This window comes from Mucilaginibacter sp. NFR10 (genome assembly GCF_900100445.1).
Taxonomy (GTDB): domain Bacteria; phylum Bacteroidota; class Bacteroidia; order Sphingobacteriales; family Sphingobacteriaceae; genus Mucilaginibacter; species Mucilaginibacter rubeus.
Genome location: NZ_FMTV01000008.1, coordinates 208,770 through 228,154 on the forward strand (window position 1 = coordinate 208,770; position 19,385 = coordinate 228,154).

Annotated in this window: 19 protein-coding genes; 9 read left to right on the forward strand and 10 right to left on the reverse strand. The window is 43.2% G+C overall.

The window, feature by feature from the left end; translation table 11 throughout:
- Nucleotides 1-31 precede the first annotated feature (31 nt).
- A complete protein-coding gene (locus BLP33_RS23535) occupies nt 32-1,051 on the reverse strand; it encodes a nucleoside hydrolase (RefSeq protein ID WP_090533765.1) in 1,020 nt (339 codons plus the stop codon).
- A gap of 245 nt (nt 1,052-1,296) precedes the next feature.
- Nucleotides 1,297-1,995: an SMUG2 DNA glycosylase family protein gene (locus BLP33_RS23540; protein ID WP_090533767.1), complete on the reverse strand. Its 699-nt coding sequence runs from the start codon at nt 1,993-1,995 to the stop codon at nt 1,297-1,299.
- A gap of 111 nt (nt 1,996-2,106) precedes the next feature.
- On the opposite strand from BLP33_RS23540, the gene BLP33_RS23545 reads away from it, so the two are divergent.
- From BLP33_RS23545 to BLP33_RS23580, 8 genes are all read left to right on the forward strand, one after another.
- A complete protein-coding gene (locus BLP33_RS23545) occupies nt 2,107-2,850 on the forward strand; it encodes an SDR family oxidoreductase (RefSeq protein WP_090533769.1) in 744 nt (247 codons plus the stop codon).
- A gap of 244 nt (nt 2,851-3,094) precedes the next feature.
- A complete protein-coding gene (locus BLP33_RS23550) occupies nt 3,095-3,982 on the forward strand; it encodes a glutamate--tRNA ligase family protein (RefSeq protein ID WP_090533771.1) in 888 nt (295 codons plus the stop codon).
- 198 nt (nt 3,983-4,180) lie between these two features.
- Nucleotides 4,181-5,029 (forward strand): phosphatidylinositol-specific phospholipase C/glycerophosphodiester phosphodiesterase family protein, encoded by an 849-nt coding sequence (locus BLP33_RS23555; protein WP_090533773.1) that lies wholly within the window; start codon nt 4,181-4,183, stop codon nt 5,027-5,029.
- A gap of 22 nt (nt 5,030-5,051) precedes the next feature.
- The gene (locus BLP33_RS23560; RefSeq protein WP_090533775.1) at nt 5,052-6,218 is read left to right on the forward strand and encodes a glycosyltransferase family 4 protein; all 1,167 of its coding nucleotides are present in this window, start codon (nt 5,052-5,054) and stop codon (nt 6,216-6,218) included.
- A gap of 90 nt (nt 6,219-6,308) precedes the next feature.
- Entirely contained in the window at nt 6,309-6,914 is a 606-nt protein-coding gene (locus tag BLP33_RS23565) for a peptidoglycan-binding domain-containing protein (RefSeq protein WP_090533777.1), read from the forward strand.
- A gap of 115 nt (nt 6,915-7,029) precedes the next feature.
- A complete protein-coding gene (locus BLP33_RS23570; protein ID WP_090533779.1) occupies nt 7,030-7,917 on the forward strand; it encodes a PfkB family carbohydrate kinase in 888 nt (295 codons plus the stop codon).
- 204 nt (nt 7,918-8,121) lie between these two features.
- Entirely contained in the window at nt 8,122-8,472 is a 351-nt protein-coding gene (locus tag BLP33_RS23575) for a DUF7957 family protein (RefSeq protein WP_090533780.1), read from the forward strand.
- 274 nt (nt 8,473-8,746) lie between these two features.
- Nucleotides 8,747-9,319 carry a hypothetical protein gene (locus BLP33_RS23580; protein ID WP_090533781.1) on the forward strand — a complete coding sequence of 191 codons (573 nt, stop codon included), beginning with the start codon at nt 8,747-8,749 and terminating at the stop codon, nt 9,317-9,319.
- Nucleotides 9,320-9,598: 279 nt separating this feature from the next.
- Here BLP33_RS23580 and BLP33_RS23585 read toward each other — a convergent pair whose 3' ends face one another.
- From BLP33_RS23585 to BLP33_RS23620, 8 genes are all read right to left on the reverse strand, one after another.
- Entirely contained in the window at nt 9,599-10,360 is a 762-nt protein-coding gene (locus BLP33_RS23585; RefSeq protein ID WP_229701712.1) for a tetratricopeptide repeat protein, read from the reverse strand.
- 1 nt (nt 10,361) lies between these two features.
- Entirely contained in the window at nt 10,362-12,179 is a 1,818-nt protein-coding gene (locus BLP33_RS23590) for a BatD family protein (RefSeq protein ID WP_090533783.1), read from the reverse strand.
- Between the two features lie 24 nt (nt 12,180-12,203).
- Nucleotides 12,204-12,959 carry a tetratricopeptide repeat protein gene (locus BLP33_RS23595; protein ID WP_090533785.1) on the reverse strand — a complete coding sequence of 252 codons (756 nt, stop codon included), beginning with the start codon at nt 12,957-12,959 and terminating at the stop codon, nt 12,204-12,206.
- Entirely contained in the window at nt 12,956-13,996 is a 1,041-nt protein-coding gene (locus BLP33_RS23600) for a vWA domain-containing protein (protein ID WP_090533789.1), read from the reverse strand. Before BLP33_RS23600 ends, BLP33_RS23595 begins: the two co-directional genes overlap by 4 nt.
- Nucleotides 13,997-14,000: 4 nt before the next feature.
- Nucleotides 14,001-15,005: a vWA domain-containing protein gene (locus BLP33_RS23605; protein ID WP_217633220.1), complete on the reverse strand. Its 1,005-nt coding sequence runs from the start codon at nt 15,003-15,005 to the stop codon at nt 14,001-14,003.
- The gene (locus BLP33_RS23610; protein ID WP_090533792.1) at nt 15,002-15,970 is read right to left on the reverse strand and encodes a hypothetical protein; all 969 of its coding nucleotides are present in this window, start codon (nt 15,968-15,970) and stop codon (nt 15,002-15,004) included. Before BLP33_RS23610 ends, BLP33_RS23605 begins: the two co-directional genes overlap by 4 nt.
- Before the next feature lie 5 nt (nt 15,971-15,975).
- Entirely contained in the window at nt 15,976-16,851 is an 876-nt protein-coding gene (locus BLP33_RS23615) for a DUF58 domain-containing protein (RefSeq protein ID WP_090533794.1), read from the reverse strand.
- A 106-nt stretch (nt 16,852-16,957) separates the two neighbouring features.
- Nucleotides 16,958-17,917: an AAA family ATPase gene (locus BLP33_RS23620; protein WP_371328328.1), complete on the reverse strand. Its 960-nt coding sequence runs from the start codon at nt 17,915-17,917 to the stop codon at nt 16,958-16,960.
- 389 nt (nt 17,918-18,306) lie between these two features.
- Here BLP33_RS23620 and BLP33_RS23625 point away from each other — a divergent pair, with 389 nt between their 5' ends.
- Nucleotides 18,307-19,338 (forward strand): hypothetical protein, encoded by a 1,032-nt coding sequence (locus BLP33_RS23625; protein ID WP_139160056.1) that lies wholly within the window; start codon nt 18,307-18,309, stop codon nt 19,336-19,338.
- Nucleotides 19,339-19,385: the final 47 nt, after the last annotated feature.

The following is a 19,385-nucleotide window of genomic DNA, read 5'->3' on the forward strand; positions in this document are numbered from 1 at the left end:
TTTATGGTTAAAAATGTGCCAAATGCAGCATTTATTTAGCCAACTCCAGCTTGGCAAAAAAATCATTAAACATGAGGTTGATATCTAACCTGCGATAAACACGGATATTTCGGCCATGGGCATTGTAATCATATCCGCCTTGTGCGTTAATAAGCGGGCAGGGCTTTAACACATATTCACTTGATGATGGGTCGGCTTCAAAGGATGATTGCAGCGCGGTAAGCAACACCAGCGGACTATCACCTATGATATAGGTTTCACCCAAATTAAGACGATATTGCTGGATGAGCTTCATGACGTTTTCAAGTGCGCCAGCCAGATATTTCCCCGTTTCGCCTTGCGGCTTTACTTTAAGCAGTAATTCTGAGTAGGAAAGTATGGCCTGGCGATATCCATCCCTCGGAATCTGCCATAATTTTAGCTGAGAATGGTTAAACACAGCTCTCGCCGCATTGATATCGATATTGAGGTTATATTCGGGGCTGCTGTAATTGGGTGGGGGTAGTGCAAGATCGCTGTACTCCGGGCCGCCAATCCACACCAGTGTGAGTTTGTCGGCAATTTTTGGATCGGTTAATACAGCCGATGCAATTTCGGTAAGTCCGGCGCCACAAAGGATGTAAAGAGGTAAGGAGGTGTCTGTACGGGATGCTTCTTTAATGATCAGATCGACAGCTTTACTTTTTACCGGGGTACTGTCGTTTACCATCGCGGTGTTAGAGCCTGCTATTACCGGGAATTGATCTTTAATCTTTAAAACAGCTAACAAGTCTGCAGCCTTTTTTGCCGCGTTCTCCGCCTGGGTTTTAGATCTGTCGAACCCATCGTTGGCATTCAGGTGCGAACCGATGATCCCCCTAACTTCAACCGATGGCGATAGCACCAGATGAGTAAGCGCAAATAAACCATCCGGATCACCGCCAAAATCATTATCCATGATCACCCTGATGCGGGGCGAGATGAGTTTATTGTTTGCATCTGATTGCCCTTTTGAAACAAAAGGAAAAACAAAAAGCACCAGCAGGAATGCTAAAAACTTGCTTTGGGTCATAGCTTAAAGGTTAATTGGTTGCAGCACACAATATAAGCGTTTTAGCCTGAAACAAGAGGATGTTTATTGCATAGTTAATATAAGGGACAAATGGTGCGGGATTGAGCGATTCCCCTCTTGAGAGGGGCGGAGGGGTGTGTTTCTGCTTGATAAGTCTACCGCAGAAACACACCCCTGCTACCGCGCTTTCGTTCGCGCCCCCTCTCAAGAGGGGAATTGATAAGTTTTGTTTAATAGGCGATAACTTATCCCGCTATACTTGCAAAAGCTTCAAGATATTTATCAATATAAAATTGCTTGCTTGCCGTTTTATACTGCATAATAAAACGCGGATGTTCAAGTGCTATGATCTCGCCAAAGAAATGGTATTCATCGTTTAGCTTGCGCAGGAATGTTTCATTTTTTCCCGTACCAAAACAAAAGCATTTTTCGGTATTAATGCCCAGGTCAATCTGCTTGCGGATATTTTCGATCATAAACTGATAAACGGCTTTGGTTAGTTCCTTACTGTCGTAATAGTTATAGTTCTTTTCCTTTCCGTTTGCATCAACACTTGTAAAACCAAGCGGACAGGGCGAATTAATATAGATTTGTTTATAAAAAGCTTCCGGGCCGCCAAAGGCGTTGATCACCTCATAAACAAACACAGAAGAAGGCTCATGCGACATTTTGCCTTCGTAATTGATGTGGCATTCAGAGATCAGTCGTTTAGGATCCGTAAAAGGGATGCCTGTTAAGCCACCGCCAAACCTGCCGGGGTTAATGCCCAAAATGATATGCCGCTGCTGATTATCATTATAATATTTATGGTAAAACTCATCGACAATACGCATGGTTTGCGGATGTTCCTTAAAAGGGTTCATAATGCGGATGCCTTCAGGTAAAGGATCGCCGGTGTAGGTTAGCTGCTCATTGAATTGGATAATCCGGTCTGCAAGTGTCATAGCTCAAATTTAGTATTTATAAATTTTGAAGGCTAATCGCTTTTTACCAAATGGTAAGTGGAACCGATTTTTTACGGCGGAAATTTGTGGTGTCTAAAAAAGAATAACATCATGAACAATCAAATTGAAAGTAAATCGTCATTAAAGGGCAAACGGGTAATTATATTGGGTGGCAGTACAGGTATAGGCTTCGCGACAGCAAAAGCAGCTGCTGACGAAGGTGCTAAAGTGATAATAGTTTCAGGTAATCAAAGCAAGATCAACAACGCTTTAAGCCAGTTACCTGAAGATGCTGAGGGCTACGCGGTAGACCTATCACACGAAGAAAATATAAAATCGTTTTTTGAGCAGACCGGTAATTTTGATCACCTGGTTTACACCGCTGCTGAAAATCTTAATTTGAATAATATCGATCAAACAGATATCGAGGCTGCGCGTAAGTTTTTTAATCTGCGCTACTGGGGAGCTTATGCTGCTGTTAAATATGGCGTGCCGTTCATCAACAAAGGCGGCTCTGTAAACCTAACCGGTGGCACGGCGGGAACAAGACCAGCTGCCGGCTGGTCGATAGCAAGCAGTATTTGCGGCGCCATGGAAGGCCTGGTGAGGGCACTTGCCGTTGAGCTTGCTCCAATACGTGTAAACGCGGTAGTACCCGGGGTAATTGACACCAACCTGTGGGACAGTATGTCTGCCGAAGATAAAGAAGGACTTTACAACTGGGCGAAAGATACATTACTGCTTGGTCGTGTTGGCCATGCGGATGATATTGCCCTTGCCTTTGTTTACCTTATGAAACAGAGCTTTGGAACGGGCCTCAATTTAGTTGTCGACGGTGGCACTTTGTTGGCGTAACGGTTTATAGGAGGAGTTCCGCATTCCCACTACCCCCCTCCCCCGGGGAGGGGGGTAGTGGGAATGCGTAGTGGCTGGGAGGGGTTTGTTCGTCATTAAAGCGTATATGCATGTCGACGAAACCCCTTCCTACACCCTTCCAAGTGAGGGAATCGCACAGGCCGTCGCTCAAAAAGTATCTTCATCACACTATCGCTGTAATCTTCAGCTTTTGTATCTTAGCATTCATCAATCCTAAAAGCTATTGACAAGTGCCCCGATACATTTTAATAAAACCCGCATTGCTCCAACACCAAGCGGGTTTTTGCATGTGGGCAATGTGCTGTCTTTTTCTATCACCGCGACATTGGCGCGTAAGCATGGCGCTAAAGTTTTATTGAGGATTGATGACCTCGACCGGGCAAGGGTTAATCGGGAATACCTGACTGATATTTTTGATACGCTACGATTTTTGGAGATCCCCTGGGATGAAGGACCGCAGGATGCCGACGATTTTGAAGCCAGGTTTTCACAAATTCACCGGATGCATCTGTATAACGAAGCCCTCGAGCAATTAGCCGCAGGTGGTTTTGTATTTGCCTGTGCCTGCTCGCGCAAGCAAATGAGTGAAATTGGAAGCTGTACCTGCTCAGATAAGCAGATTCCTTTAAATACCCTTGGAGCGAGTTGGCGCTTACGTACAGATAACGTTGCTACATTGCTCGTGAAAAGTTATACCGGCAAAATTATCCAAACTCAGCTACTTGCCGAAATGGAAAATTTTGTGGTCAAAAAAAAAGACAGTTTCCCGGCTTATCAACTTACTTCTGTTATTGACGATCTGTTTTATGGCATTGACCTGATTGTGAGGGGTGAAGATCTGTGGGCGTCAACATTGGCTCAGATCCAGTTGGCGGCTGTGTTGGATAAGCAGGATTTTAATGATATCGTATTTTATCATCATCCGCTGTTGCTTGAAAAAGACGGTAAAAAGCTATCCAAATCGGCCGGCTCAACGTCGATTAGATATCTAAGGCAGGAAGGCAAAAGTGCGGAAGATGTATTTATGCTTATCTCAGATCTTTGTTCACTTCCCGAAAAAGCTGGTAACTGGCAGGAGCTCGGTGCATCAATTCTTCGCCATTTGTCATAGCATATTAACACTTCTTTATAAAATGCGTATTTAATGTGACTCCAGCTTAATCGAACGGTGTCAATTTGTATATTTTAATGTGATGAAAATGTTAAGTCATTTACAATAAATTAAAGCATTTGGTGCTTTTACTTTACCATGACATAACTGCCTGTACATATCTGAAGGATAAATTTGTGGCAACAAATACAAATTACGATGCAAGCAGCATTTTGCCACAAGCACCTGAAATTTCTGTTTTTTGTTATTCTTACCTTCAGAGCCATTACCTGCCAGGCTCAAAACAGCCCCCTCTCCAAAGGTTTCGCCCATAATGATTACTGGCACAACCGGCCCCTGTACGATGCCCTGGATAACGGTTTTCAAAACGTAGAAGCTGACATTTACCTGCGCGATGACGAATTGCTGGTGGCACATATGCTGCCCGCTTTTCAAAAAAGACGTACCCTGGAGCAGCTTTATTTAAAGCCATTGTTTAACTGTTACGAGGGTAAAAACAGGGAGGTGGTATACCCACTTTCTCCGGTTACGCTGATGATCGATATTAAATCAGACGCCGAAAAAACTTATGCAAAGCTGTCGGAAGTATTAAAACGCTATGCGCCTATGCTGTCGAGTTATAATGATGGCGAAATAATAGAGGGAAAAGTAACAATTGTTATAACCGGCAATAAACCTTATAAAATGCTTCAGGCACAAAGGCAACGCTATGCTTTTATTGATGAAGACCTGATGCAGGTGCATACCGATACACTTTCAAACACTGTTTATAAAACTGCCAGCTGCAAATATTCGCGCCTGATCAGTTGGACAGGTAAGGGTCCGATGCCTGAAGATCAGAGACAGTTGCTTCGTGATTATGTAGCCACGGCACATCACTACAAAAAACGGGTGCGCCTGTGGGCTTCTCCCGAAAATAAAGAAGTATGGAAAGCCCTGCTTGAGTGTGAGGTAGACCTGATCAACACGGATAAATTAGCCGAATTGAGGGAATTCCTGATGACGGGGCCGGAGCCTGTAAGATACGCGAAGGTGAACACCAGGTAATAACCACTAATCACTCAATAAGATGAAAAAGATTAGAGTAGCATTTTTCGCCGAGATACTTATTGAAGATTTCGATGGTGCCGTACGTACCATGTATCAGCTCATTAAACGGATTGACCGTAATATTTTTGAGTTTCTGTTTGTTTACGGTGCCGGGCCGGATAGCATAGCCGGTTTTGAATCATTAAAAGTGCCGGCTTTGACCTTGCCGATCAATACCGGTTACACTATGGCGATACCTGCCCTGGTGATGGGCGAATTGAAGCAAGAGATTGATAATTTTTCGCCAGATGTTGTACACATCGCCACGCCATCGCTTTTGGGCAATTTTGCGTTAAAATATGCTACCCAGCAAGGCTTGCCTGTTATGAGCATATACCATACTCATTTTATTTCCTACATCGATTATTACCTGAAACATACCCCCTTCCTCATCAATAAGGTTAAGCAGATGATGGCCGAGAGTCATAAGGTTTTCTATAATCAATGTGATCAGGTATACGTGCCTTCAATTACTATGAAGGATGAGCTGATTGATATGGGAGTTGATACCTATCGCATGAAACTATGGCAAAGGGGAATAGATACCCGGCTGTTTTCGCCAAGGCATAAAAAAAGTTTGCACTCGATAACAGGAAATGATAATCCAACTATTTTATTTGCGAGCCGCCTGGTTTGGGAGAAAAACCTGGAAACCCTGTTTGAGATCTATACCATTATGCAGGATAGAAATCCCGAAGTTAACTTCATAATTGCCGGCGATGGTGTTGCGCGGAAGGCCTGTGAGACAAAAATGCCAAACGCAGTATTTACCGGTAAGGTAGATCATAAAACGCTTTCGGTATTGTATGCATCGTCAACACTGTTCCTTTTTCCTTCTGTATCTGAGGCTTACGGTAACGTTGTACTTGAGGCTATGGCATCCGGATTGCCGTGCGTTATTGCCAATGGCGGCGGTTCAAAAGATTTTATTGAGCAAGGCATTAATGGTTTTAAATGTGAGCCATACAATGCCGGCTGCTATGTTGAGCGGATTGAATTATTGCTGAAGAGTAAAAGCCTGCGGGAACAGTTTATTGAAGTGGCCCTCCAATATAGCAGCCGCTTAAGCTGGGAACATCTGGCATCGGTATATTTTGATGACCTGGCCGAAATGGCAGGTGTAGATGTGTTTAGCGGGGTAGTATAAAAACTTGTTATTAGATTTGCGACTGAGTTGATTGTTTAAAAAATAGATTTTATTATCTAATTTTATAATCATACAGCTAATAAATAACCTATGGCCGACACACAACCGGATGAAAGTTTTAACAAGTTTAAATCACAGATAAAAACAGAGCTTGACTTTGAAGTTTTTAAGTACTACCAGGAAGATCAGTCGAAAAGGAGTGAAAATAAGTGGCTTAAATCACAGTATGCACCGATAATCCTCTCAGCGATATTTGCCTTACTCGGTACCGGAGTAGGCGCATGGATACAGGGTGTTGCAAATCGAAATCTGGAAAAACAAAAATTTGAAGCAGACCTGGTTTTAAAAATGATAGAAACCAACGGCGATCAACAGGCAGCTGCGCAAAACCTGAACTTTTTAGTGCAAACCGGCCTCGTTAATGATGATAGCTTAAGAGTTAAGCTTTCCAAAATAATTAAACACCCGGGAGAAGTACCCTCGCTGGGCGATCTGTCTGCTGATCGAAAGATTGATTTATTAACCGAAACGCAAAAGCAGTTAAAATCACTTGGATATTATGCCGGACCGATAGACGGGCAAGAATCTGATATATTCAGAAAAGCGGTGATGGCTTTTCAGGCACATTGTAAGCTTATTCCGGATGGTATGCTGGGTGCTAAAACACTTCAACAACTTTCAACAGCGAGTAAATGATTATAACGGGGATGTTATAATATGCTACAATTCTTGTACTCCCTTTCCTATTTCTTACATTTGCCGTTTGTTTTAATAATAGGGGTTGAGTATCAAATCATAATAGGGAAATTTCATGTACGATATTTGTTGTGTAGGGCATATTACGTTAGATAAAGTGGTAACACCGCAAGCGGTTAAACACATGGCTGGCGGTACTTCTTTTTACTTTTCAAACGCCATCCGTAACATGGATGTGAATTATACCCTGGTTACCTCGCTTGCTTTGAGCGAAATGCCGGTTGTTGAAAAACTCCGTAACAAAGGTATCGAAGTACATGCTACTACAGGCGGCGAAACGGTTTACTTTGAAAATATTTACTCTGTTAACCAGGATCACCGTACCCAGCGCGTGTTACAAAAAGCGGATCCCTTCACTATTGAACAGCTTGACGAGATCCAGGCCGACGTTTATCATTTAGGCCCTTTACTGGCCGATGATATCTCCGTAGAATTTATAAAGAACTTGGCACAACGCGGCAAACTTTCTCTTGACGCACAGGGCTACCTGCGTAAGGTAGAAGATAAAAACGTAATAGCCATCGACTGGCCCGAAAAGCGTGAAGCCCTGCAGCACATCCACATCCTGAAAGTGAACGAACATGAAATGGAAGTACTTACTGGTATAACTGACATTCATGAAGGTGCCAAAGTTTTGAATGACTGGGGCGTTAAAGAGGTAGTGGTTACATTAGGCAGTATGGGCTCGGTTATTTATACAGATGGTGTTTATTACCAGATCCCGGCGTATAAACCGGTTGAAGTAGTTGATGCCACTGGTTGCGGTGATACTTACATGGCAGGCTATTTATACCAACGCGCCAAAGGGAAGAGTTTCCAGGAGGCCGGCGAGTTTGCTGCTGCTATGGCCAGTTTTAAAATAGAATCATCAGGCCCTTTTACCGGTACCGAAGAAGATGTACTGGAGCTGTTAGCGAAACACAGCATAAAGCCGAAAGCTTAAGGCTTTAAGCCCAAAGCAAATACACAAATACTGGTTCAAGTTTAGCGATAGCGTAACTTGGACCCAAAATAGATTAAACTGAAAGCTTAACTGAATACCTGCAATTGACACAGTCCGTGAAAATAGGATATTGCAACTATTTTAGGCAACACCGAGCTTACTAATAGACCACCCATATTCTACTAACATTAATTATATTAAATTATGAATGTAGGAAGCTATCGTGTAGACCAAAAGAAGATAATTTTTGAAACAGGAAAATTCATAGAGTTTGATTTTTCGATACAGGATACGTTGGTATTCGACAGCAAAATTGTTGTTCTTTTAGATATTTCGGGGGATACTAAATTTAATCAGAATGTGTATGCCATAGATTTTAACGGTGAGATTTTATGGCAAATTGAAAGAAGCGAAAATCTTGACATTATCGGATATTGCCCTTTTATAAGTATTGAAATCCAAAATCTGAAATTGGTTTCATTTAATTGGTGCGGATTTAGATTTACAATTGACCCCGGTACAGGAAAAGTAAACGAATCGATATTCACCAAATAAATCTTTGGCTAAAGTTAGCGATAGTGTGAACTTCAACCCATTGATGGCTTGTAGTTGCAAACTACAGGCATTATGAATCCGTAGACAGATCTACGGACAGCCATAGAATAGTCATCCTTAGACGCAGCGGACGGCGGGTTTTATGTGTTGCTTCCTTTAGACAATTATTTAAATTTTTTAGTATAAGGTTTGAAAACATGTTCAAATGGAGCTATTCTCGCACATGTTTAATACCTTTAAAGATGATTTTATAGCAAAAAAAATTGGCTAAAGCATGATAACCATTTTTAATAAATATGATAGCTTTATTTTTGAACAGATAGATAGCATTTTCAATCTTCCGGAAACAGACCGGGGGTACGTAGGCTCCTATCAGGACTTGTTTAAAGAAAATCAATTACCTGAATTAAGCCATTGGTTTGCTTACTTTTTAAACAAAGTCGATATATATCGTCCAGATGTTAGAAATTTTTCAAGAGAAGAAATCGACTTTTGGGACAAGTGGGTTTCTGAAATAAAAACTTATCAAGCTCTGGATGACACTTTTGGAGACGCCTTTATCGGCGATCTTTATCCTGATTTTGATTATTCGCAGGAAAATAGTCAAGCGGCTCTTAATAATTTAAAGTATAATTATAAACTAAAGAATGGCTCATTAAGTTACTATCGTGAAGTTGAAAAAACATTAGTGCTATATGGCAAATATCGTTTCGAAGACATTCAAGACGGAAAACGTGAAGCTCTTAGTTATGATTATAACGACTTAAGCAATGATGAATCATGGTCGCATTATAATGATGACTTGGATATGGATCAACAAAGTCCTGACTTTTGGGATCAATTTTGATTTAATATTAAAATTCTTTTGGATTTTCCTTGATGTCCGTAGTTTAATTGCTGCCCAAGCCACACCTGGTTTAAGTTTAGCGATAGCGAACCTTGGACCCAAAATGGGTAACCATTCAGCTTAACTGAACATCTGCAATAGATAATCCGCGGAAGCAGAATGCTTCCACAGTTTTAGGACGAAGTTGCGATATCACTAAACTTCGACCAGTGAAAGAAAGAATTGAGTTTAAAAAGCAACCTTTCGCCTTTTACCTTTATCCTTTCACCTCCTCAAAAACTATATTTCCTTAGCGTCCGAAGCATTGATCCAGCCCTCGTTGCCGCTGGCCAGCCTGATCTTCATCCAGTCGTTGTTGTTTTCCAGTATCTCAACCTTTGTACCGTCATGGATCAGGAACAGATTTTTAGCGTTGGGCGTTGGCGCGCTTTTTACATTAACAGACGTGCTGAATATGATAGCGCCGTGATGGGCATCAAAGTATTGATCCTGGCGACTTGCAACAAACATGCTCGCGAAACCGAAAAGTAAGATTACCAAAGCCGAATAAAACGACCATTTTTTAATGCTTACCGAATTAGTAAACCTGTACACGATCAGCAATGCACATCCCGCTATAAAGAACAGAATCGTCATCACCGCCAAAGTTGTTAATGAAAAGCGGAGAATAAACGAGTGCCACCATTTGGTAATGAAAAACTCGGTACCGGCCTCTACCTTATCGGTTGTTTTTTGATTGGCAAACTGGATATTGAAATTGATATCCTCATCGCCCGGCGAAAGTTTATGGGCCTTTTCATAGTAAAGCAACGCCGATGGCACATCCTCATTTTTAAAATAAGCATTGCCCAAATTATAGTAAACCAATGCCGACTGGTGCCCATCGTCCACAATTTTCTGGTAGGTGGTTATGGCTTCCTTATACTGACCTTTGGCGTATTGGTTGTTCCCTTTTTTTAACAGGATGTTAGCTTCATCGTTAGCTAATGCAGATATCGGCATAACGATGATGAGCAGTAAGTATATAATGCGCTTCATCATGTTATATTTTATTTTCAATGTTATTGATCATGTTCTGGGCCTTATCAAATACCTGTTGCTCGGTAATGCCTGATACAGGGGCATAGCGGGCCATTTCGCAAAGATCGAGTGTGCCCAACATCTCGTTAATGAGGCTTTCATCAAGCGAGCGGGCTTTTAGTTCCGAAGCTATCTTTTCACGGTTAAGATCTGCGTAAGGAATATTAAGTTTATCACTCAAATAGCCATATAAACCGCGGAAGAGGTTTTCATAAAAAGCCTTTTTATCGTTTAGTTGCTGTTTGGCGCTGGCCAGGTGTTTGGCTGCCACTTTACCTGCTTTGCGACTTTTTAAACCAACCACGTCGGCATTATTTTTATCTCGCCATTTACCGTAAACCAAAGCGCCTAAGAAACCTGCCGGACCCAAGATCAGCAGGAAATAATATAATCCAGAGCCATAAAAATCGCTGCCGACTTCGTTTAATTCAGTGCCGGTTTTTATATAGCGGATATCATTGCTCAGCACCTTAACATCCTGTTTGCCGGCGTTTGAAAAGGCGGTAACGTTACTGCCATCGCTGCTGCCTTTGGCAACCTTAACATGAAATGCCGGGGTGCTTAATGAAACGTACCGGCCGGTGGCTGGGTTAAAATAAGCGAATTTAACCGGGTCGATAGTAAAATCGCCCTGGTGCCTCGGGATCAGCAGATAAGTGTATTTTCTGCTACCTGATGCCCCGCTGGCATTTATGGTAATGGTATCGGTGATCTTGGGCTCATACTTCTCAAAGTCGGCTGGGAAAGTTGGCGTTATCGGTTTCAACAACTTCAGGTTGCCTGCGCCGCTTACCTTTATGGTGTAATTAATGGCATCATTAGCTTTAACATCATTTTTATCAAGCGAAGCCTCAATATTAAACTTGCCCACAGCGCCTGTAAATTCGGCAGGCTTGCCTGCTAATGGCAGTGGTTTCACGTGAATGACAACGGGCGCACTTTTAATCTTGTACTTCACATCCTCATATCCGCCAAAGAATGCATCGAAGGGGTCGCCTGATGATGAAGCGGCCTGCTGCCGTACTATAAAGTTCATGACAGAAGGCTCAATAGTGATATTGCCCTCATGCTCGGGAAACAGAACGGTTTGTTTAATATCGGTTACGTTGTACCGTACACCATTTAAAATTTCGGTGCGCCATTGGGCATTTGGATTGGTGTTTTTGATCTCCTGGCTGTAAAAACCATTAAGATCGGGGATTTTTTCCGGTTCGCCGTTGGCGATGTTAACCCGGGTGTATAGGCGCAGGTTCATCATGATCTGCTGACCCATGTAGGCGGTTGTTTTATCAACCTCGGCACGTAAAAACAATGATTTGGATATATCGCTTACACGCCCTTTTTGAATGTTGCGGCTATCGGGCCCGTTGCTGCTTTGCTGCTGGGCCTGCTGATTGGCCTGCCCGCCCTGGCCTTTTACTACTTTAATTTTAATCGGGGCAGTGCTGTAAGGCCTTCCGCCTGCTACAATAGTAGCGGGGCCAATGGTTATTTCACCTTCTTTTGTTGGTACAAGATCATACCCATATGCTATGCTTGCCGAAGTAACCCCATTGATCATGGATATGCTGTTGGATACATTGGGGCCGCCAACTACCTGGAAGCCGCCAAAAGCAGGCGGCGCAAAACGCTCGCCATTGGCGTTGATGGAGAAGGTGACCTCGAGGACCTCGCCTGTGCCTATAGTGGTTTTATTTACCGACGCAGTGAATTTTACCTGTGCAAAAACCAGGCTTGAGCAACACAGCAGCAGCGTTAATATGGAAAGTTTAATTTTCATTAGTATTTACAAAACAACAAAGATTTACCAATCTTTTGAAATAGGCACCTTAGCACCTTTTAATTTTTTATTCTTCAGCTTATCCTGGGTTTGCTTTTCATCATTGTTGAGGGCATCAAGCATCCGCTGCGCATCATCTTTTGACAGTTGGTTTGGCTGCTGTCCCTGCTGATCTTTCTGATCCTGGTTTTGCTTATCCTGATCCTTCTTGTCTTGGTCCTGCTTATTTTTATCCTGGTCTTTTTTGTCTTTATCCTTGTCCTTATTGTCTTTGTTATCTTTATTCTTATCCTTGTTTTTGTCCTTGTCCTTATTATTATTGTTGCCCCCGCCGCCTTTATTTTTATTCTGCTGGTTTTTCAGCATTTTTTGGGCATAGGCAAGGTTATACCGGGTTTCCTCATCTTTAGGGTTATTAACCAGCGCTTTTTTATAGGCGTCGATACTTTCCTGGTATTTTTTTTGTGTTAAAAAGGAGTTGCCAATGTTGTGATAGGCGCCTGCTTTTACATTTTTATCAATAGATGCAGTTGCCAGTTTATTGAACTGTGCGGCGGCATCATCATATTTTTTTTGCTTAAACATGGCGTCGCCAAGGTTAAAATTACCCTCCAGGGTTTTGGCCTTTTTGCTCATGGCCTGGCGGTACGCGGCTTCGGCTTCTTTATACTTTTTTTGCTGATAGAGTTGGTCACCCTGCCTCAGGTATTTTCTTTCCTGCTGGGCAAAAAGAAATGAAGCCTGCAGCACTAATAAAATGGCTATGATATATTGCTTCATGTGTTTTTTACTTCAAATAATTTGATCTTGCTCAAGCGCATGTTTTTGCGAATGGAGATGAAGAACTCAACCAGTAACAGCACAAAGGCAATGCCCAGGAAAAACTGGAACCTGTCTTCAAAATCCTTAAACTGTTTGGTATCCGTCATTTTGCGTTGCACCTTGGCAATCTGGTCCATCACAATGTTAAGGCCGCTGTTGGCATTGTTGGCACGTACATAAACGCCGTTACCGGCTTCGGCAATCTCCTTGCCCATAGCCTCATCAAGTTTACTAACTACAGGGTGTCCGGTGCTGTCATTGTGAAACCCAACTTGTTTACCACCCTGGTAAATTGGAACCGGCGCACCCTCTTCCGAACCTACACCAACCACATTCACAGTAACATTTCTGGCTAAAGCGGCTTTGGCTGCCGATACGGCATCATCCTCATGATTTTCACCATCGGTAATAATGATCATGGATTTACCGGTGCCGTTCTTAAAATCAAACGACTGCATCCCCAGGTTAATTGCCGCACCAATGGCAGTACCCTGCGTTGGCACCATTTCGGTGTTAATGGTATTGAGGAACAGTTTGGCCGCTGCGTAATCGGTAGTTACCGGGAGTTGTACATAGGCTTGGCCCGCAAATACAACGATGCCGATACGGTCGTCGTGCAGTTTATCAATCAGTTGAGATAGTGCACGTTTGGCATTTTCCAGCCGGTTAGGGGCCAAATCCTGCGCCAGCATACTGTTTGAAACGTCGAGCAGGATCATCAGGTCAGCGCCTTTGCGTTTTACCTCTTCGGTTTTTGAACCAAGCTGAGGGTCAGCTATGCCGATAACAACAAGCGCATAGGCTAAAATAAAAAAGATGAACTTGATCCAGGGGCGTGAAAAGGATACCTGTGGCATCAGCTGCATCACCACCTCCTTATTACCCAGCGAGGCAATTGCTTTACGTTTCCACCAGTTTACCCTCAAAAAAATAAAGAGCAGCAGCGGAATAGCAAGCAATCCCCATAAAAATTCTGTATTTGCAAAACGTAGCATGCTGTTATGTTATAGCTCCCTTAAGCAGGGTGTGTCTTGTTAAAAATTCCAACGATAAAAGCGCCAGTGCGATAATTGCGAACGGTAAAAAGCGCTCTGTTTTTTTGCGGTACTGGGTAACATCAATCTTGGCTTTTTCCAGTTTGTCAATCTGTTCGTAAATATCCTTCAATGCGCTGTTGTTGGTAGCCCTGAAGTATTTGCCGCCGGTAATGGTGGCAATTTTGTTCAGCGTACCTTCGTCAATATCAACCTTCATGCGCTGGTATTGTACACCCATTGGCGTTTGAACAGGATAGGGGGCATAGCCGTTGGTACCTATACCAACTGTATAAACCCTTACACCAAACTGTTTGGCAATTTCGGCAGCGGTAACCGGAGGGATAGAGCCCGAATTGTTTGAACCATCCGTAAGCAGGATCACTACTTTACTTTTGGCCTCGCTATCCTTTAAACGGTTTACGGCTGTTGCCAAACCCATGCCAATGGCGGTTCCATCTTCAATCATCCCGTTTTTGATGTCGGCATAAAGATTTACCAATACCGAGTGATCGATGGTGAGCGGACATTGCGTAAAGCTTTCACCACTGAAAACTACCAGGCCGATCCTGTCATTAGGGCGGTTCTGGATAAAATCGATGGCGATGTTTTTGCCGGCCTCAAGCCTGTTGGGCTTAAAATCTTCGGCAAGCATACTGCCCGAGATATCTGATGCAATAACGATATCAATACCTTCGGTCGTAGTATCCTGCCAGCTTAACGACGATTGCGGCCTTGCCAGCGCAACAATAAGCGCCGCCATAGCCAGCGAACGTAATATGATGCTCAAATGCCTGAAACGGGGCAGCATGCTTTTGGTGATCATGGCAAAGCCCCTGATAGTTGGCATAGCCAGGTTACCCTGCAGCTGCTTTTGTTTCCAGATGTACCAGCCCACCATAAGCGGAATGCTGATGAACAGCCAGAAAAAGCTTGGATGAGCGAATTCTATTCCTTTAAACCAAATCATTTTGCCTCATCTCCCTTCACATTTACATCGGTTGGCTGGGCATGAGGCTGTGTGTCCTTAATAAAGGTGACAGCGTTTTCCATGCTCTTTTCATTTTCATGGGCCGCAGGTTTCTCTTTGGCAAATTTCACCATGTCCGATAGCACAAGCAATTGCCTTAGCAGGTTCCTGTCTTCGCTGGCGATGTCCATATGCCTTAAGCTGGCAAAAATTTCTTCGGATGTTTGCTCGAGGGCCTGTATCGTGTACCTTTTTTCGAGGTACTCGCGCACCACGTCGCTCAGTTCAATATAATATTGCTTAACCTGATCGTGCTGCCAGAGCTGCTTGCTTTTGATCTCCTCAAGCTTTTGAAGTGCCTGGATATGCAGCGGAATGTCGGGTTTAACCTCTTCAACAACAACTTCTTTTTTAGGCTTTTTGAGCAGATAAAATATCGAACCTCCGCCAACAATCAAACCTGCCAGTATACCTGCAATCAGCTTCCAGTTATCACGCAGCCAATCCCAAAAAGTATATTTAATGGTAAGCGGCTGTTTAATATCATAAAATGCTTTAGTTGTATCAACCGCAACTGTTTTAACATCAAGGTTTAATGTATCCGTTGGTAAATCACCTACCGGCGATTTGAACACGTATGACGGTATAACATAAGTACCGCTGTCAAAAGCAGTAATAGTATAATGCCGGGTTACAGTTTTGATGGATTTATCGCCCGGGTCAAAAGCAGTATCAGCTTTAAATTTTACCACCTGGATTTTGCCTATACTGTCGGCCAGTTTAGGAAAGCCGATGCTGTCTTTAGCGTGAAAACGGATGCTTAAGTTGAGCTGTGTTTGCTCGCCTATCAGGATAGATTTTTTATCCAGTGTAGCTTTAGCCCCAAAGTTTTGCGCCCTGCCTGTTTGATAAAAGCCTGCAAGCAATACCAACATAGCCAGGGTGTATTTAATGTACCTGTTCATATATTTTACCGCCGGCCTTCCCGCTTTTTAAATAATGTCATTAATGGTTTAACGTATGATTCATGTGTGCCAATGGTAGTATAATCAACCCCCGAGCGACGAAAAGCGTCCTGCAGGGCGGCGTTGCGTTTCACAGCATCCCATTTAAAGGCATCGCGAACGGCCTTATCACCGGTATTTACCCACATGATATGGCCGCTTTCTTCGTCCTTAACCGGAATGAGGCCCAGGTTAGGGAACTCTTCCTCGTGTTTATCGTACAGTTTTAAAGCGATGATATCGTGTTTTTTATTGGCGATCTTGAGCTCACTTTCAAATTCGGGCGTAATAAAATCAGATATCACGAAAGCAGTACATTTCTTTTTGATAACGCTTGTGAAGTATTTTAAAGCCTCGGCTACATTGGTACCTTTATTTTCGGGCTGAAAAGCTATCAGCTCACGGATGATCATCAGGATATGGCTGCGGCCTTTTTGGGGCGGGATAAACTTCTCGATCTTATCGCTGAAAAATATCACGCCCACCTTATCATTGTTCTGTATGGCCGAAAATGCCAGTACCGCGCAGAGTTCAGTTGCCAGGTCCTGCTTTTGCTGGTTTTGTGTGCCGAAGTTTTCAGAACCGCTCACATCCATCAATAACATCACGGTAAGCTCGCGCTCCTCTTCAAATACTTTTACGTATGGCGCATTGAAGCGGGCGGTTACGTTCCAGTCGATAGTACGGATCTCGTCGCCGATCTGGTATTCGCGCACCTCGCTAAAGGCCATACCACGCCCCTTAAAAGCCGAGTGATACTCGCCCGAAAATAAGTGGTTACTTAAGCCACGGGTCTTGATCTCTATCTTCCTTACCTTTTTTAGCAGATCCTTGGTTTCCATAGGCCCCCTCTAAATCTCCCCCGGTAGGGGAGACTTTTGAATGTTTTAGTTAATTAATAATACCCTGCTTCTAAAGCCCTCCCTTCCGGGGAGGGTTTGGGTGGGGTTACGGTACCTCAACCACGTTCAGGATGCCGGTAATGATATCCTCACTGGTGATGTTTTCGGCCTCTGCCTCGTAGCTTAAGCCAACACGGTGCCTTAACACATCATGACAAACTGCGCGTACATCCTCGGGGATCACATAACCGCGACGTTTAATAAAGGCATATGCTTTTGCTGCCAGCGCCAAACTGATACTTGCCCTTGGCGATGCGCCAAAGGTGATCAGTGTTTTGTATTTGGCAAGCTTAAACTGATCGGGGAAACGGGTAGCGAAAACAATATCGATGATGTATTGCTCTATTTTTTCGTCCATATAAACCTCGCGCACAATTTTGCGAGCCTTGATGATTTCATCTGGCTTGATGATGGCGTTTGGCTTATTCATGCCCGAAGGCGAGATATTGGCGCGCATGATCTTTTTCTCATCCTCTTTGTTAGGATATTTGATCACTACTTTTAGCATAAAACGGTCAACCTGTGCCTCGGGCAGGGGATAAGTGCCTTCCTGCTCAATAGGGTTTTGGGTTGCCAGTACCAGGAACGGATCGGGCAGTTTATAGGTGGTATCGCCGATAGTTACCTGGCGTTCCTGCATGGCCTCAAGCAGCGCGCTTTGCACTTTGGCAGGCGCACGGTTAATCTCATCGGCCAAAACAAAGTTGGAGAAGATTGGTCCTTTGCGCACAATGAACTCTTCTTTCTTTTGGTTGTAGATCATGGTACCCAATACGTCGGCAGGGAGCAAATCCGGAGTAAACTGGATCCGGCTAAAATCAGCCTGAATAGCTCTTGACAGGGTATTGATGGCCAGGGTTTTTGCCAGTCCCGGTACACCTTCCAATAGAATGTGCCCATTAGCCAGTAAACCGATCAGCAAACGCTCAACCATATAACGCTGACCAACGATCACTTTATCCATCTCCATAAGCAGCAGGTCGATAAACGCGCTTTCCCTTTGTATCATTTCATTCAGTGCCCTGATATCGGTTGAATACGATGTTGGAGCTGCCGGAGCTGCTGATGAAACATTTCCTGTGTAACTATTTTGTTCTTCCATTAATTTTTTTTGTTTCGGTAGGCAAACTTAAACACCCGCTCAATTTTTCGCCAACTAAAATCCATGCTTAAATGTTAAAAAGTGTTAAATCGTTATATATCGCGGCGGATATATCTGTTTAACACTCACAATGTTTGGTAATAATTGTTAAATCCGGCCGTGTTAAGTCCCAATATACACTATTTAGTTGCTTGTGGTGATATATAACGTGTTAAAGTGGGTTTTATTGATTGGCATAGGTTAAAGTTTTCCGGACTTTATTATCTATTTTTAATCAACATAATCCGGGCGACATGAAAAAGAGAAGATTGTTATTTATGCTGGTTATAACCGTCCTTTCGGCAATGGCTGCGAGGGCGCAAAATAGGTATAAAAATATCCCTCTGCCAAAAGCCATCAACGGTGTAAACGAAGAATTTTCGGGTATGACCATTTATGGCGGTCGCCTTTACCTCGAACCGCAATACGGCGATCATAAAGAAACAAAATTGGATGGCACATTTAACCTGTATAGTATCCTTGCAGATAGTATTAACAGGGTTATTGACGGACAGGATACAGCATTATCAGCCTTTAAAACCATCAGCGTAAAAAATTTGAACTTGCTCCCCGATTCTGTAAAAGCAAACTATGAAGGCTTTGAAGCTATCAGCATCGCTAATAATACGGTTTTCCTTTCTATCGAAACGGACGATAAATACCCATACTGTTTTGTGCTGAAGGGCAAATTAGATACCTTTAAAGGAGCAGTGATAATTGACCCGGAGCATTTTATTTCCCTGCGAAGATATCCATCCATCAGCAATGCCGGGTTTGAAAGTGTTACCTATCTCCCTAAAGAAAACAAATTGCTGGCTTATTATGAGTTTAATGCAATGTCTAAAGGTGGCTGCGGCTACTTGATAGATACTTCGTTTAGTAAGATGCCTCAGCAAATTACAACACCATTCCTGTATTTCAGGATCACGGACATAGCAGCAGCCGGTGATGGGAAGATCTATGGTGTCAACTATTTTTGGAATGGTGATTATGATGCCTATTTAAATAACAGTTGGGTTAAGAAGCCCGAGGCAGCTATGGGTAAACTGATTCCTGAACTTGGGAATAAACTGAGTACTGATCCTAACTACTTGCATAATAACCCTTACGCAGCGATTGTGATGTTGGACACCCGTAAAAGTAAGCAGTGGAAATATGTACGTTCATTTGATGGTGTCAAAAATAACTGGGAAGGTATAGCCCTGTTTAAGAAGGGGGCATTGATTGTTACCGATGCCAACAGGAGTAGTAAGCAGGTTTGCAGGTTGGTTTACGTGGATTTTTGAGGAACGAACACCTACCGTCATCCCGAACTTGTTTCGGGACCCCATGT